This window comes from Mycobacterium sp. NGS54, from assembly GCF_059812465.1.
The window spans coordinates 16,785-28,983 of the sequence record NZ_JCALCS010000004.1 but is presented as its reverse complement, the minus strand read 5'-3'; the positions used below and the strand labels follow the sequence as shown (position 1 = coordinate 28,983).

The following is a 12,199-nucleotide window of genomic DNA, read 5'->3' as shown; positions in this document are numbered from 1 at the left end:
GAAGGAACCATCATGTCTCGCGTGCAGCTGGCCCTCAACGTCGACGACCTCGACGAGGCAATCTCGTTCTACTCCAAGCTGTTCGACACCGAACCGGCCAAGGTCAAACCCGGCTACGCCAACTTCGCGATCGCCGAGCCCCCACTGAAACTGGTGCTGCTGGAAAATCCGGGCCACGGAGGCACTCTCAACCACCTCGGCGTCGAAGTCGAAACGGCCGAGAAGGTGCACCAAGAAATCGGCCGGCTCGCGAGCGGCGGGATGCTGCCCGAGGAGGAAATCGGCACCACGTGTTGCTACGCCACGCAGGACAAGGCCTGGGTCACGGGGCCCGCCGGCGAACGGTGGGAGGTCTACACCGTCTTGTCGGATTCGGAAACCTTCGGCAGCAGCCCCGAGCCGCTCGCTGCCGAGGAAACAGGCGGCTGCTCTTGCAGCGGCGACAATGCCGCTGACACGTCCCCCGACGTGGCTGCCACCAGCACGGCCTGCTGCTGACAAGCAATCACCAGGCGAGGGCGCATCATTCACTCACACGGATACGTCGAACGCAATGAGGCGAGCCATGCTAGGACCGACCAGTGACATAGCGGCCATCGCCAACGATCTGGAACGCACGCGAGCCGATTTTCATCGCGTGCTACAGGTGGTCGGGACCGAGGAGTGGTCCGAGCGAACGTCCGGGACACGGTGGACCAACGAGCAACTATTGTTCCACATGGTTTTCGGCTACATGGTTGTGCAACGACTGCTGGTACTGGTCGCGATACTTGGCCGATCACCGCGCCCGTTCAGCCGTGGGTTCGCTCGGATGCTCAACGCAGCGACACCGCTATTTCATCGGATCAACTACTTCGGAACGTGCCTCGCGGTGCTCGTTTACAACCGCACACGTATGGGAGCGAAGATGGATCGCGTCATCGACGCGCTACAACGCACACTCGCCGCCCGAGACGAAACTGCCCTTCGCCGGGCCATGTATTTCCCGACGCGCTGGGACCCGTACTTTCACGAGTCGATGACGCTGGCCGATGTGTACCGCTACCCAGGCCGGCACTATGACCACCACCGCCGACAACTCTCCGTCAAGGGGCTAACGCCGACGACCAATTGAGCGGCGAGTCCAGGAGCGGCGCGACGGAATCGCACTGCGCCGCTTCGTTACTCGATGGCTCGGTCCGGCGATCCTCTACCCACGGATGACGTCGCTTTCGAACCACGAACGACATGCCTCATCGGAGTCGCATGTCGAACCGGAAAGACGCACGTCGCTGTCGCAAAATGGTCCCCGAGAAGGTTGAGGCTTCTCGTCCCGTGGTGTCGGCATCCCGATGATATGCGAGGGACGGGTCAAATCCCGGTGCAAAGGGTGGGGGCGTCGCACACATTCCCCGGGCAATAGGTCGAGTGTGCGGCGTTGACCATGGTTCCGACGTCCAACAGCGTCACGCCCCTCGCGTTCAAGTGGGCGTGGACGTCGTCGGCGATTTGTTGGGGCGTCCAACCCCACGTGAGGTCGTAGCAGATCAGGTGCGCCTCACCGATCAGCGCCTCTTCGGTCTGCGGCGGCCAGGAGAGGCCGACGGCGTGCAGCTGCGCGAGGTACGCGTCGTCTTGGGGGGTGGTGGCACCCGCGGTCGCGGCGCTACCAAGCAGGGCAGCGGCGGCCATGATGGGGAGGGCCAATGCGGCCAGCAAGCGAGATGAGGGCATTGGATCCCCTTCTTTCTTGGCGTTAGTCAGGCCGCCAGTAATGCGCGGGTTCCGAAGCAGCACAAATACGAAGAGAACAATAGCGAAAGCGCGCAATCGCGGCCCCTCCAAATTAACCGGGGCGTCGCCGAGTCTCGCTCGCGCATAGGCTCTCATGCTGAGGACGCGCCAGAGCAAGGGACGCACAATGGACGACGAAAGTCCGGTTATCAAACCCCACGGGCAGCGGGGTCCTGTGCCGAGTGGTCAGCACGAGCGCACCGCGGTGGACTGCGCGGGCTATCTGCTGCCCCATCTGAAGCCGGGTTCGTCGGTGCTCGACATCGGCTGCGGGCCCGGGACGATCACCGCCGACCTGGCCGAGCTGGTGGCGCCCGGAACGGTGCTTGCCGTCGACCTGTTCGCTGACGTTCTCGACATGGCCCGCGCCGAGATCGTTCGGCGCAACCTGTCCAACGTCACGTTCGCCCGCGCCGACGTGCACCGACTCGATTTCCCCGACAACGCGTTCGACGTGGTCCACGCGCACCAGGTGCTGCAGCACGTTGCCGATCCGGTGCGGGCGCTGCGGGAGATGCGCCGGGTCTGCCGGCCGGGCGGACTCGTGGCGGCACGCGACACCGACTACGCGGGGTTCGCCTGGTTCCCAGAGCTTCCCGCGCTGGATCTTTGGCGGGATCTGTATCGACGGGCGGCCCGCGCCAACCGCGGCGAACCGGATGCGGGCCGCCGGCTGCTGTCGTGGGCGTTGGCGGCCGGCTTCGACGACATCACACCGACGGGCAGCGTCTGGTGCTACGCGACGCCCGCGACCCGCGACTGGTGGGGCGGGATGTGGGCGGACCGGATCCTTAACTCCGGTGTGGCCCGCGAGCTGTTGCACCTGGGGCTGGCGACGCCCGCCCAACTCGAGGAGATTGCGCAGGCGTGGCGGGCGTGGGCGGCGGCCCCGGACGGCTGGCTGTCCATCCCGCACGGCGAAATCCTGTGCCGGGCGTAGCGGCGCCCGGCCCTGCCCGGCCTTGCCGCCGACGCCACCCGAAAGCGTCACTCATAAACTGGCCCCTCGTGGGCATGCTCTCTGGTTTTGCGCCGTGGGTCGTTTACTGGGTGCTGGTCGGCAACGTCCCGTTCGCCGCCGCCGCGCTGGTCGCGCTGGCGATCGCGGTCGCGGCCTTCGCGGTCGGCGTCCCCGGCGGCAAACCCTTCCAGATCGGCACGGTCGCAACGTTTTTGGTGCTGACGATCCTGACCCTTGCGCTTGGTGACGCGTTTGGTCAGCGGTGGCTGCTGCCGTTGAGCAACGCCGGGATCCTCGCGGTTGCGCTCGTTGGCCTGCTGGCCGGCCGGTCGTTCGTGTTGCAGTTCGCCGCCGCCGAACAGCCCGCTGACGTCGTCAAGACGGAGCTGTTCGGCCGGCTGGTACGGGTGCTGTCCGGGATCTGGATCGCCGCGTTCGCCGGCATGACGGTGTCGTCGGCGATCCCGCCGATCGTCGACCGCAACGCCGGCCTGCAGGACCCGGCCCCGTTGTCCTACGTCGGCTACTGGATCATCCCGTTCGCGCTGCTGGGACTGGCGGCGCTGGCGTCGCGGGTGCTGGCCGACCGGATGCTGGCGGGAATCGACGACGTCGCACGGGAGACCTCGTTCGTCGCCTACGACGAAGCCACCATCGACGAGCTGTACTACCTGGCCCAGGAACACGCCAACCGCGAGGTCGGCCCCGGCAAGGAGGCCTACAACGTCAAGGTCGGGGGGATGGGAACCCCCCTGACCGGCGACGAATCGCGAAAGTCGTGGCCTTCTACCTACAAAGTGCGCGATAAGCGGCGTTAGACGCGCCAAAATCGGCTTCATGGCATCCACTCGCCGGACGGCGTCGTGTGCGTGGCTGGCCGCGGGCACGGTGTTGCTCGCGGTGGCGGCCTGCGCGTCGGACCCCCCGCCCCCGCTGTCGGTGCCGCCGCTCAAGGAACTGACCACCCGCGCCGGGACGGTCCTGACCATCTCCCCGGGCCAGCTGTTGACCGCCACCAGCGGCGTCACACCGGTGGCGTTCGGCAAGCCCGCGCACGGCACCATCGCCTACGGCGCGTTCGGGGCGATGATCTACACCCCGGACGCCGGGTTCACCGGAACCGATCAGCTTCCGGTCACCGTCAGCCACGCCGTGCGGCTGTATGCCGAGGACGAAACGCCGCTGCTCATCGTCGGCGAGGTCGCCGTGCAGGCCAACGCGCACGGCTCCGCGATCGCCGCGGTGCCCGGCAGCGCCGACGAAATCTACGGCCTGTCCGATCGCGGCCCGAACGTCGGCGGGCGCACCACCGGCGAAAAGGTGCTTCCCATACCGACTTTCCATCCCCAGATCGCCAAGCTCAAACTCCGCGACGGTGTCGCGTCGCTGGAGCAGATCATCACGCTGACCGGAAAGGACGGCGCGCCGCTCGTCGGCGTCATCGACCCGCGGGCGTCCACCGGCGAGTCACTCGTCGACCTCAACGGCAATCGGTTGCCGGCGTCGGATCACGGCCTGGACAGCGAAGGCCTGGTCGCCATGCCCGACGGCACGTTCTGGGTGTCCGACGAGTACGGCCCGTTCGTCGTCCACTTCGACGCCAACGGCAAAGAACTGGAACGCCTTTCGCCGTATGACGGCACGCTGCCCGGCGAGCTGGCGCTGCGCGGCCCGAATCGGGGGATGGAGGGGCTGACCATCACCCCCGATGGCCGAACGCTGGTGGGCATCATGCAGTCGGCCCTGAACACGCCGGGCCTGGCCGGTTCGGCCAGATCCGTTCCGATCGCCCGCATCGTGACCATCAACCTCGCCAACCGCGGCGACGTGCACGAGTACCTCTATCCGCTGGCCGATCCGCAGCACACGAAGGTCGCGGTATCGGAGATCACCGCCGTCAGCGCGACGATGTTTCTGGTCGACGAACGTGACGACCGGCCGCAGCCCGACGGCAACAAGAAGGTCTACGCGGCCGACATCTCCGGGGCCACCGACGTCGGACCGCGTTCGACGGCGCCGGGAGCGACCTATCGGGCCGACGGCGGCGGCCTGCTGATCGACGGCGTCCCGATCGAGACGTTCGTCGGGGTGATCACCGACGCGGCGGCCACCGGCAAACTCAGGGGTGCCGGAATCACCCTCCCCTCCAAGACGCTGAAGCTCGATCTCGGGGGCCTGGTGCGTTCGCTGTCCCCGAACGGGGATTTCTTCGGGCACGACCATGTCGAGGGGCTCATCAGCCGGGATGGCGGTAACACGCTGATCCTGGCCAACGACAGCGACTTTGGGATCGCCGGGCTAGTCGGTGGGCCGGCCGCCACCCCGCCGTTTCAACTCAGGCCCAAGACGCTGCCCAATGGCACTCAGGACAGCGGCGAGATCCTGGTGGTCGACACCACCAGGCTGCCGGCCGCGACGGAGTCCGTCACGGTGCCCATCAAGGTCGGCTAAGGAGCCGCGCCTATGGTCGCGTGCCCGGCCCCATCATGCCGCCGGGACCCATCATTCCCCCGGGACCGCCCATCATGCCCCGCATCATTGCGGGCATTCCGTCGCGCACAAACCCCGTCACTTCGCGGGCGTGGGCGCGGATGGCCTCGGTCAGGGCGGGATCGTCCGAGGTTTCCTCGGCAATGATGCCAGTTGGTGTGAAGGTCAACTGGCGCCGGTAACCTCCGGCGTTGCGGAATAGCGTTGGCAGGCTTTGGCTCATGCACATGACTTCGGAGCCCTGGTCGAGGTGGGAGTACATGCTTGAGACGTGTGCATGGAGTTGGGCGGCGAGATCAGGTGCGTTCGACTGGGTGGTGGTGCGCACGCCGCCGGGGATCTCCTCGACGGTGCGGGTGATCTCGTTATGTCGGTTGAACATCTCCATGTAGAGGCTCATGTCCGCCGGACTGGCGCCCATCATCCCGCCGTCGGTCAGGCGGATGCGCAGCGTAGGTATGCCGAGGGTTCCCCGCAGGGCGTACCCGATACCCATGACAGCGCCGGCGCCGAGCGCGGCGAGCGTTGCGCGCCGTGTGTATTTCGTCATGTGATGACCTCCTGGTCAGCGCGATACCGTCTCGGCCTGAATCAGGCTGGTGCCCAAGGCCTCCTGCGCAGTTACATCAACCGCCGATAGAAGTCGTCGTCGGTTTCGCCGCGGGCGGTGGGAGCGCCCGATAGGCCCCCACCCGCAGCGGCGCCGGTCCCCATCGGGGCCACCGGATGGCTATACCGCGTGAACCCGGAGCGCAACGCAAGGACTACGGCGGTAAGGAAGGCACCCCACAACAGCGCCATCGCCGGCGCATTGACCATCGCGGTGCGCCAGCCCCAGCCGTCTCCACCGAACCATGTCTTCATCGCACTGCCTCCCGGACCCCGCCGACGAATGCGTTGTTACTCTCTGCCGCAACCAAATCCGTCGTCGGTGTCACCGCTTTTTCCCTTTCCTGGTTATTGTGCGGTCTGGTGTTGCGGCCGAAGCGGCGCAGCCGCAGGGAGTTGGTCACGACGCTGACCGACGAGAACCCCATCGCGGCGCCGGCGATGATCGGATTGAGCAAGCCGAGTGCGGCAAGGGGAATTGCGGCGGTGTTGTAGCCGAACGCCCAGCCGAGGTTCTGGTAGATGGTGCGCAGCGTCTGCCTCGACAGCTCGATCGCCTGCACGACCCCGTCGAGCCGACCCGACATCAGCGTGATGTCAGAGGCCTCGATGGCCACGTCGGTACCGGTGCCGATCGCAATGCCGAGATCGGCCTGCACTAGCGCCGGCGCGTCGTTGACGCCATCGCCGACCATCGCGACCACGCGGCCCTCGTCCTGCAGCTTCCGGATTGCCGTTACCTTGTCTTCGGGTAACACCTCGGCGAGCACTTGGTCGATCCCGACCTGCTGCGCGATCGCGGCGGCCGTGCGGGCGTTGTCGCCCGTGATCATGGCGACCTTCAGCCCCATAGCGTGCAGCGCCGCGACGACATCGGCCGCGTCGTCTTTGACCGTGTCGGCGACCGCGAGCACACCGATGACCTGGCCGTCGCGGCCGACGAATACCGCGGTGCGGCCTAGCTCTTCGAGCTCCGCGGCCGCCGCGCCAAGGTGGTCGGGCATGTCGAGACCGTGTTCGTCGATGAGCTTGCGCCGTCCGACGACTATGGGGTGGCCCTCGATTTCGGCCCGCACTCCGTGTCCGGCGAGATTGGCGAACGACGTGGCGTCGGGTATCTGCAATTCCCGTTCGCGTGCACCGGCGACGATCGCGGCGCCGATCGGGTGTTCGGAGCCCGACTCGACCGCCGCGGCGAGCCGCAGCACCGTGTCCGGTTGTCGCCTCTTTCCGGGAATCACATCGGTGAGCCGCATCTGGGCGCGGGTGAGGGTGCCGGTCTTGTCGAACACCACGGTGTCGATCTTCTTGGAGGCCTCCAGCACCTCACCGCCTTTGACCAAGATCCCCATGTCCGCACCCCGGCCGGTGCCGACCGTGATCGCGGTGGGGGTCGCGAGGCCCAATGCACATGGGCACGCGATTATGAGCACCGCGACCGCGGCGGTCATGCCGGCGATCGGGTTGGCTGCGAGCAGCGTCCAGCCGGCGAACGTCGCGACGGCAACCCCGACGACGGCCGGCACGAACACCGCCGAGACGCGGTCGGCCAAGCGTTGCACGGGGGCTTTGCCGCCCTGTGCTTGCTCGACCAGGCGGACGATCTGGGCCAGCGCGGTGTCCGCGCCAACGGCGGTCGCGCGCACTGTCAGCACGCCGTCGACGTTGACCGTTGCGCCGGCGACATGGTCACCCGGCGTCTTCTCGATCGGGACCGACTCGCCGGTCAGCATCGACTCGTCGACGGCGGCGCGTCCGTCGACCACCTGACCGTCCACCGGAATCTTCTCTCCCGGGCGCACCCGCACCAGGTCTCCGACCTGCACCTGCTCGACCGGGACAAGCAGCTCCTCGCCGTCCACCAGGAGGCAGGCTTCCTTGGCGCCCATCTCCAGCAGTTTGCTGATCGCCTCGGACGCCTTGCCGGTTGCCCGGGCCTCGAAATAGCGGCCCAGCACCACGAACGCGATGATCAAAGCCGCGGTGTCGAAAAACAGTGGTCCGCCGACGATTAACTCATAGGTGGAGTAGAAGAAAGCGGTCAGCGTGCCCAGTGCGATCAGGGTGTCCATGTTGGCGGTCAGCGCCCGCGCCTGCTGCACCGCGCCCTTGAGGAACGGCCACCCGGCCACGAATTGCACCGGTAACGTCGCCCCGAAGGCGAGCCATCCCGCCCACGGATAGGCGCCGAAAAACATCGTCACGCCCGATGTCACCAGCCCCAACGGCAGGGCCAACCACAGGCGCCGCAGCCATGTCCGGCGTTGGCGCCTGTTGTCCTCGCGCGTTGAGACCTGGCCGCAGGCGGTCTGCCCCGCGTGGCAGCCACCGCCGGTGTCGGCCGGCTCGTCGCCGTCCGGCGAACGACCGAGCAGGTGCCGGATCGCGCCGCCGAATCTCCGCACCGCGCCCGTGTCGCGGACCTCAGCCGAGTGCGGTGCTCGGGCGGGGACCGATTCTGCGGGGACGTGCCGAGCTTCGGCTATTGCCGTCAAAACGGCTGCGGGGTCGTGGTTTTCGGGCGAATACAAAATCACCACCGATTCCGTGCGCGGGTAGGCATACACCGCGCGCACGCCGGCTACCTGGGCGACCCGGTCCTCGATCGCAACGGCCCGAACCGTGTCGAATCGAAACCCGCTGGCGTGCACACGCATCCGTCCTGATGCGTCGGAGACGAGTGTCAGCGCAACATCGCACTCAGAAAGAACGTCAGTGGTCATCGGATTTGCCTGACGCCCCTACGGGGGCGACGTCTTCGCCGATGCGCTCTTTGGCCTCGGCCACCACGTCGGCAGCGGTTAGCCGGGCCCGCTCGGCGCTCACGCCCGCCTTGCGCTCGGCCTCGCGGGCAACGCGCATTCCCCAGGCGGTGAGAGTGACGGTTGCCGTGCGCAACGGAACTTTGGCCGCCCCCTTACGCAACACCTCGTAGGCCGCAACGCCCACCGCTCCGGTCACCACGGTGGGTACCGCCTTGGCCATAAATCCATGCAACGCCAACATCTTCAACGCTCTCTTTCATTTCGTTTGCCCTCTATACCGGGCGTTCCACAGCCCATCGCCCGCGAAGAAAATCGTGGCGGTCTTTACCCCCGGCGGCCCGCCGCCGCCGGTTCTTTGTCGGCGGGTTCGCCCACCGCATCCCCGCCCAGCACGGCCTGCGGGCCGGTCAGCGCCGGAGTGAACTTGACGGCATCGATCAATTCCTCGATGGCCGCTTGGCCACGACCATCGAGCACCGCCGATGAAAAACACGTCTCCAGGTGGTTGTGCAACATCACCCGGTTCGCGCGCTCCAACGAGGACTGCACGGCCGAGATCTGCTTCATCACGTCCACGCAATACGCGTCGGACTCCAGCATCCGGATGATCCCGTCGAGGTGACCCCGAACCGTCTTGAGCCGGTTGAGCGCCGCGTGCTTTTTGGCCGTCAAATCTTCGTCCATAACTGCCCCAGAACTCCTGTCAATGTCGGACACGGCTCATCATACCCCACCCCACCCGGGGTGGGGTAGCTTGGCCACCAATCGCATTTTGGCGTCAATCGAAGGGAGCGGCTTAAGTGGACAACGGCGAGGGACATGGGCGGTCGTGGACTGAAATTTGGTTGCCGGCATTGCTGCTGGTTTTGGCCGGTCTGGGCTGGTGGTGGTCGATGGTCAGTGCGGCGGGCATGCGCGGCGACCGAATGCCGATGGACACCCAATCCACGATGCCGTTGGCCGCATTCCTCGTCGCGTGGGTGGCGATGATGGCGGCGATGATGCTTCCCGCGGTACTGCCCGTCGTCGGTCGCTACGCTCGCGCCGCCGCAGGTAACGCCGTTGCGGCGGTCCTCTTCGTCGCGGGCTACCTGGCCGTGTGGAGTGTCGTGGGCGTGCCGGCGTTCGTGGTGTCGAACCGGCTGAACCCGGTCCTGCACAGCTGCCCGTGGGTGGGTCGGGTGGCCGGCGCGGTCGCGGTGCTCGCCGGGCTGCATCAGCTCACGCGGTTCAAGTCGACATGCCTGCACCACTGCCGCGGCCCGATGTTCGTGTCCGGCGCGTCGGGCGAACATGCCCACCGCCGTTCGGGGGCACTGCTCGCCGGAGGGCGCTACGGCATCTACTGTCTCGGTTCCTGTTGGATGCTGATGGTGTTGCTGATCGCCTTTGGCACAATGCAATTGGGGTGGATGTTGGCACTGTCGGTGGTCATCTGGTTGGAAAAGATCGCCCCGTTCGGCGATCAGCTACGCCGTCTGACGGCGGCGACGCTGGTTGTCCTCGGTGTCGCGTTAATGGTGCACCCCGTGTTCGTCACCCACCTCATCTCATAAGGCAACTCGAAGGCTGGCTCGATACGCGATCGGCGCCGCCAAACCATCAGCGACCTGCGCCCGCCCGGTCGGTGGCGCGGCTCGGATACGTTGGTTCCGGCGGAGCCGTTGCGGCCACACCAGGAGCCTTGAAGGAGTTGCGATGAACGCACCCAGCCCGGACGCCATCCGCGCGGAAACCATCACCATCACCGGCCACGGCGGCGACGAGATCGAGGCCTACCGCGCGTCGCCGCTTGCCGGGGGAGCGCGCGGCGGAATCGTGTGGATCCACCACATGCCCGGCTACGACCGGGAAACCAAGGAGTTCGTGCGGCGGCTCGCGGTCAGCGGCTATCACGCCGTGGCCCCCAACCTGTATTCGCGCGAGGCTCCGGGCGCCGCTCCCGACGACGCCGCGGCGACGGTACGGGCCGCCGGTGGAGTGCCCGACGAACGGCTGGTCGGTGACGTCGCCGGCGCAGTCGAACACCTGCGTTCGCTGCCCGGCGCCAACGGGAAGTTCGGCGTCATCGGGCACTGCTCCGGCGGGCGGCACGCGTTCCTGGCGGCATGCTCGCTGCCGTTCGACGCCGCGGTGGACTGCTACGGCGCGTTCATCGTCGAGGACCTACCGGAGGGCATGCCCAAGGCCATGCAGCCGATCCTGCACCTGGCGCCGAAGCTGAGCTGCCCGATGCTGGGGCTGTTCGGGGCCGACGACAGGTTCCCGGCGCCGCCCGCCGTTGCCGCCCTGGACGCCGAGCTGACCAAATTCGACAAGCCGCACGAGTTCCACTCCTACGACGGCGCGGGCCATTCGTTCTTCTCCGTCGACAGGCCGGCGTACCGGCCGGAGGCGGCCGTCGACGGCTGGCGGCGCATCGACGAATTCTTCGCCACCCACCTGAAAGGCTAGGCGTCCCAACACATGTGCACATACCTCACCGAACACGTGCGGATCGACGGCAGCGGCAAGGGCAAGACCGGCTGGTTCGGCGCCACCCGCGCCACGGTGTACGTCGACCATCCCGTCCACGCGCCCTACGGCCACACGGTCAACATCGACGTGATCAACCCGGAGCTGGGCCCGTCCGCGCGCGTCGCGCTCGAACTCACCGAGGAGAGCGCCCTGGCGCTGGCCGGCGCCATCCACAAGGCGATCGGCAATGCGCCGGCCGGACTGGCCTCGAAGGACCAGGCATGAGCGCCGAGCGCGACTACCCGCAGATGGCCGCCACCCGCGGACGCATCGAGCCCGCGCCGCGCCGGGTCCGCGGCTATCTCGGCCCCGACCTGGTCTTCGACACCATCGCGGCGCGCTACGTGTGGGAAGTGCCCTACTACCCGGCGTATTACGTGCCGCTGGCCGACGTCCGCGCGGAGTTCCTGCGCGACGAGGACCACCCGCAGAAGGTGCAGCTCGGCCCGTCACGGCTGCACTCGCTGGTCGGCGGCGGCCAGACCCATCCCTCGGCGGCGCGGGTGTTCGACGCGGACGGCGACGGCCCCGTCGCGGGCACCGTGCGATTCGAGTGGGATCCGTTGCGGTGGTTCGAGGAAGACGAGCCGATCTACGGTCACCCCCGCAATCCGTATTCGCGGGTCGACGCGCTGCGCTCGCACCGGCACGTCCGCGTCGAGCTCGAGGGAACCGTGCTGGCGGACACCCGGTCCCCGGTGCTGCTGTTTGAAACCGGCCTGCCCACAAGGTATTACATCGATCCGACCGACATCGCGTTCGAACTTCTGGAACCCAGCCCCACACAGACGCTGTGCCCGTACAAGGGCGTGACGTCGGGATACTGGTCGGTGCGGGTGGGTGACACCGCGTATCCGGACCTGGCCTGGACGTATCACTATCCGCTGGCGGCGGTGGGTCAGATCGCCGGCCTGGTGGCTTTTTACAACGAGAAGGTCGACATCACCGTCGACGGCGCGGCCCTGCCCCGGCCGCAGACGCAGTTCGGCTGACCACGAGGACCGGCTTGGACGACTCCGACGATGTTGCGGCACAACTGGTTCGGCGAGCCGCACTCGGGGGGTCCGAAATTTCTTCATGCCCA

Annotated in this window: 14 protein-coding genes and 1 pseudogene; 9 read left to right on the top strand and 6 right to left on the bottom strand. The window is 67.2% G+C overall.

All coding sequences use genetic code 11. The features are described 5' to 3' along the window. Nucleotides 1-12: 12 nt before the first annotated feature. Nucleotides 13-498, top strand: coding sequence for an ArsI/CadI family heavy metal resistance metalloenzyme (locus AC5Y5E_RS12540; protein WP_499903337.1), 486 nt, complete (start codon nucleotides 13-15; stop codon nucleotides 496-498). After that, nucleotides 446-1,114, top strand: a complete 669-nt coding sequence (locus AC5Y5E_RS12535; RefSeq protein ID WP_499903336.1) for a DinB family protein — start codon at nucleotides 446-448, stop codon at nucleotides 1,112-1,114. Before AC5Y5E_RS12540 ends, AC5Y5E_RS12535 begins: the two co-directional genes overlap by 53 nt. A gap of 236 nt (nucleotides 1,115-1,350) precedes the next feature. Here AC5Y5E_RS12535 and AC5Y5E_RS12530 read toward each other — a convergent pair whose 3' ends face one another. Further along, the gene (locus tag AC5Y5E_RS12530; RefSeq protein WP_499903335.1) at nucleotides 1,351-1,713 is read right to left on the bottom strand and encodes a DUF732 domain-containing protein; all 363 of its coding nucleotides are present in this window, start codon (nucleotides 1,711-1,713) and stop codon (nucleotides 1,351-1,353) included. A 187-nt stretch (nucleotides 1,714-1,900) separates the two neighbouring features. Here AC5Y5E_RS12530 and AC5Y5E_RS12525 point away from each other — a divergent pair, with 187 nt between their 5' ends. The 3 genes from AC5Y5E_RS12525 to AC5Y5E_RS12515 all read left to right on the top strand — a co-directional run bounded on the left by AC5Y5E_RS12525 (nucleotide 1,901) and on the right by AC5Y5E_RS12515 (nucleotide 5,185). After that, the gene (locus AC5Y5E_RS12525) at nucleotides 1,901-2,713 is read left to right on the top strand and encodes a methyltransferase domain-containing protein (RefSeq protein ID WP_499903334.1); all 813 of its coding nucleotides are present in this window, start codon (nucleotides 1,901-1,903) and stop codon (nucleotides 2,711-2,713) included. Nucleotides 2,714-2,781: 68 nt separating this feature from the next. Continuing rightward, nucleotides 2,782-3,552 carry a hypothetical protein gene (locus AC5Y5E_RS12520; protein ID WP_499903333.1) on the top strand — a complete coding sequence of 257 codons (771 nt, stop codon included), beginning with the start codon at nucleotides 2,782-2,784 and terminating at the stop codon, nucleotides 3,550-3,552. A 19-nt stretch (nucleotides 3,553-3,571) separates the two neighbouring features. Continuing rightward, nucleotides 3,572-5,185, top strand: a complete 1,614-nt coding sequence (locus AC5Y5E_RS12515) for an esterase-like activity of phytase family protein (protein WP_499903332.1) — start codon at nucleotides 3,572-3,574, stop codon at nucleotides 5,183-5,185. A 10-nt stretch (nucleotides 5,186-5,195) separates the two neighbouring features. On the opposite strand, the gene AC5Y5E_RS12510 is transcribed toward AC5Y5E_RS12515, so the two are convergent. The 5 genes and pseudogenes from AC5Y5E_RS12510 to csoR all read right to left on the bottom strand — a co-directional run bounded on the left by AC5Y5E_RS12510 (nucleotide 5,196) and on the right by csoR (nucleotide 9,282). Beyond that, nucleotides 5,196-5,774 (bottom strand): hypothetical protein, encoded by a 579-nt coding sequence (locus tag AC5Y5E_RS12510; protein WP_499903331.1) that lies wholly within the window; start codon nucleotides 5,772-5,774, stop codon nucleotides 5,196-5,198. A gap of 71 nt (nucleotides 5,775-5,845) precedes the next feature. Then, on the bottom strand, nucleotides 5,846-6,088 hold the full coding sequence (locus AC5Y5E_RS12505) for an SHOCT domain-containing protein (protein ID WP_499903330.1): 243 nt from the start codon (nucleotides 6,086-6,088) through the stop codon (nucleotides 5,846-5,848). Nucleotides 6,089-6,192: 104 nt separating this feature from the next. Continuing rightward, nucleotides 6,193-8,490, bottom strand: a pseudogene (locus AC5Y5E_RS12500) (copper-translocating P-type ATPase); the annotation flags it as partial. A 55-nt stretch (nucleotides 8,491-8,545) separates the two neighbouring features. Beyond that, on the bottom strand, nucleotides 8,546-8,836 hold the full coding sequence (locus AC5Y5E_RS12495; RefSeq protein ID WP_499903902.1) for a DUF1490 family protein: 291 nt from the start codon (nucleotides 8,834-8,836) through the stop codon (nucleotides 8,546-8,548). A gap of 86 nt (nucleotides 8,837-8,922) precedes the next feature. Beyond that, nucleotides 8,923-9,282: a copper-sensing transcriptional repressor CsoR gene (gene csoR / locus AC5Y5E_RS12490; RefSeq protein WP_499903329.1), complete on the bottom strand. Its 360-nt coding sequence runs from the start codon at nucleotides 9,280-9,282 to the stop codon at nucleotides 8,923-8,925. A 116-nt stretch (nucleotides 9,283-9,398) separates the two neighbouring features. Here csoR and AC5Y5E_RS12485 point away from each other — a divergent pair, with 116 nt between their 5' ends. From AC5Y5E_RS12485 to AC5Y5E_RS12470, 4 genes are all read left to right on the top strand, one after another. Beyond that, nucleotides 9,399-10,154: a DUF2182 domain-containing protein gene (locus AC5Y5E_RS12485; protein ID WP_499903328.1), complete on the top strand. Its 756-nt coding sequence runs from the start codon at nucleotides 9,399-9,401 to the stop codon at nucleotides 10,152-10,154. A gap of 142 nt (nucleotides 10,155-10,296) precedes the next feature. Further along, nucleotides 10,297-11,052 (top strand): dienelactone hydrolase family protein, encoded by a 756-nt coding sequence (locus AC5Y5E_RS12480; protein WP_499903327.1) that lies wholly within the window; start codon nucleotides 10,297-10,299, stop codon nucleotides 11,050-11,052. A gap of 12 nt (nucleotides 11,053-11,064) precedes the next feature. After that, nucleotides 11,065-11,340: a DUF6295 family protein gene (locus AC5Y5E_RS12475; protein WP_499903326.1), complete on the top strand. Its 276-nt coding sequence runs from the start codon at nucleotides 11,065-11,067 to the stop codon at nucleotides 11,338-11,340. Next, nucleotides 11,337-12,107 (top strand): DUF427 domain-containing protein, encoded by a 771-nt coding sequence (locus AC5Y5E_RS12470; RefSeq protein ID WP_499903325.1) that lies wholly within the window; start codon nucleotides 11,337-11,339, stop codon nucleotides 12,105-12,107. Before AC5Y5E_RS12475 ends, AC5Y5E_RS12470 begins: the two co-directional genes overlap by 4 nt. The last annotated feature ends 92 nt before the right edge of the window (nucleotides 12,108-12,199 follow it).

Coding starts and splice junctions, on each gene's coding strand:
- AC5Y5E_RS12540 (WP_499903337.1), top strand. CDS start 13: ATGTCTCGCGTGCAGCTGGCCCTCAACGTCGACGACCTCGACGAGGCA.
- AC5Y5E_RS12535 (WP_499903336.1), top strand. CDS start 446: ATGCCGCTGACACGTCCCCCGACGTGGCTGCCACCAGCACGGCCTGCT.
- csoR (WP_499903329.1), bottom strand. CDS start 9,282: ATGGACGAAGATTTGACGGCCAAAAAGCACGCGGCGCTCAACCGGCTC.
- AC5Y5E_RS12515 (WP_499903332.1), top strand. CDS start 3,572: ATGGCATCCACTCGCCGGACGGCGTCGTGTGCGTGGCTGGCCGCGGGC.
- AC5Y5E_RS12475 (WP_499903326.1), top strand. CDS start 11,065: ATGTGCACATACCTCACCGAACACGTGCGGATCGACGGCAGCGGCAAG.
- AC5Y5E_RS12505 (WP_499903330.1), bottom strand. CDS start 6,088: ATGAAGACATGGTTCGGTGGAGACGGCTGGGGCTGGCGCACCGCGATG.
- AC5Y5E_RS12480 (WP_499903327.1), top strand. CDS start 10,297: ATGAACGCACCCAGCCCGGACGCCATCCGCGCGGAAACCATCACCATC.
- AC5Y5E_RS12510 (WP_499903331.1), bottom strand. CDS start 5,774: ATGACGAAATACACACGGCGCGCAACGCTCGCCGCGCTCGGCGCCGGC.
- AC5Y5E_RS12470 (WP_499903325.1), top strand. CDS start 11,337: ATGAGCGCCGAGCGCGACTACCCGCAGATGGCCGCCACCCGCGGACGC.
- AC5Y5E_RS12525 (WP_499903334.1), top strand. CDS start 1,901: ATGGACGACGAAAGTCCGGTTATCAAACCCCACGGGCAGCGGGGTCCT.
- AC5Y5E_RS12530 (WP_499903335.1), bottom strand. CDS start 1,713: ATGCCCTCATCTCGCTTGCTGGCCGCATTGGCCCTCCCCATCATGGCC.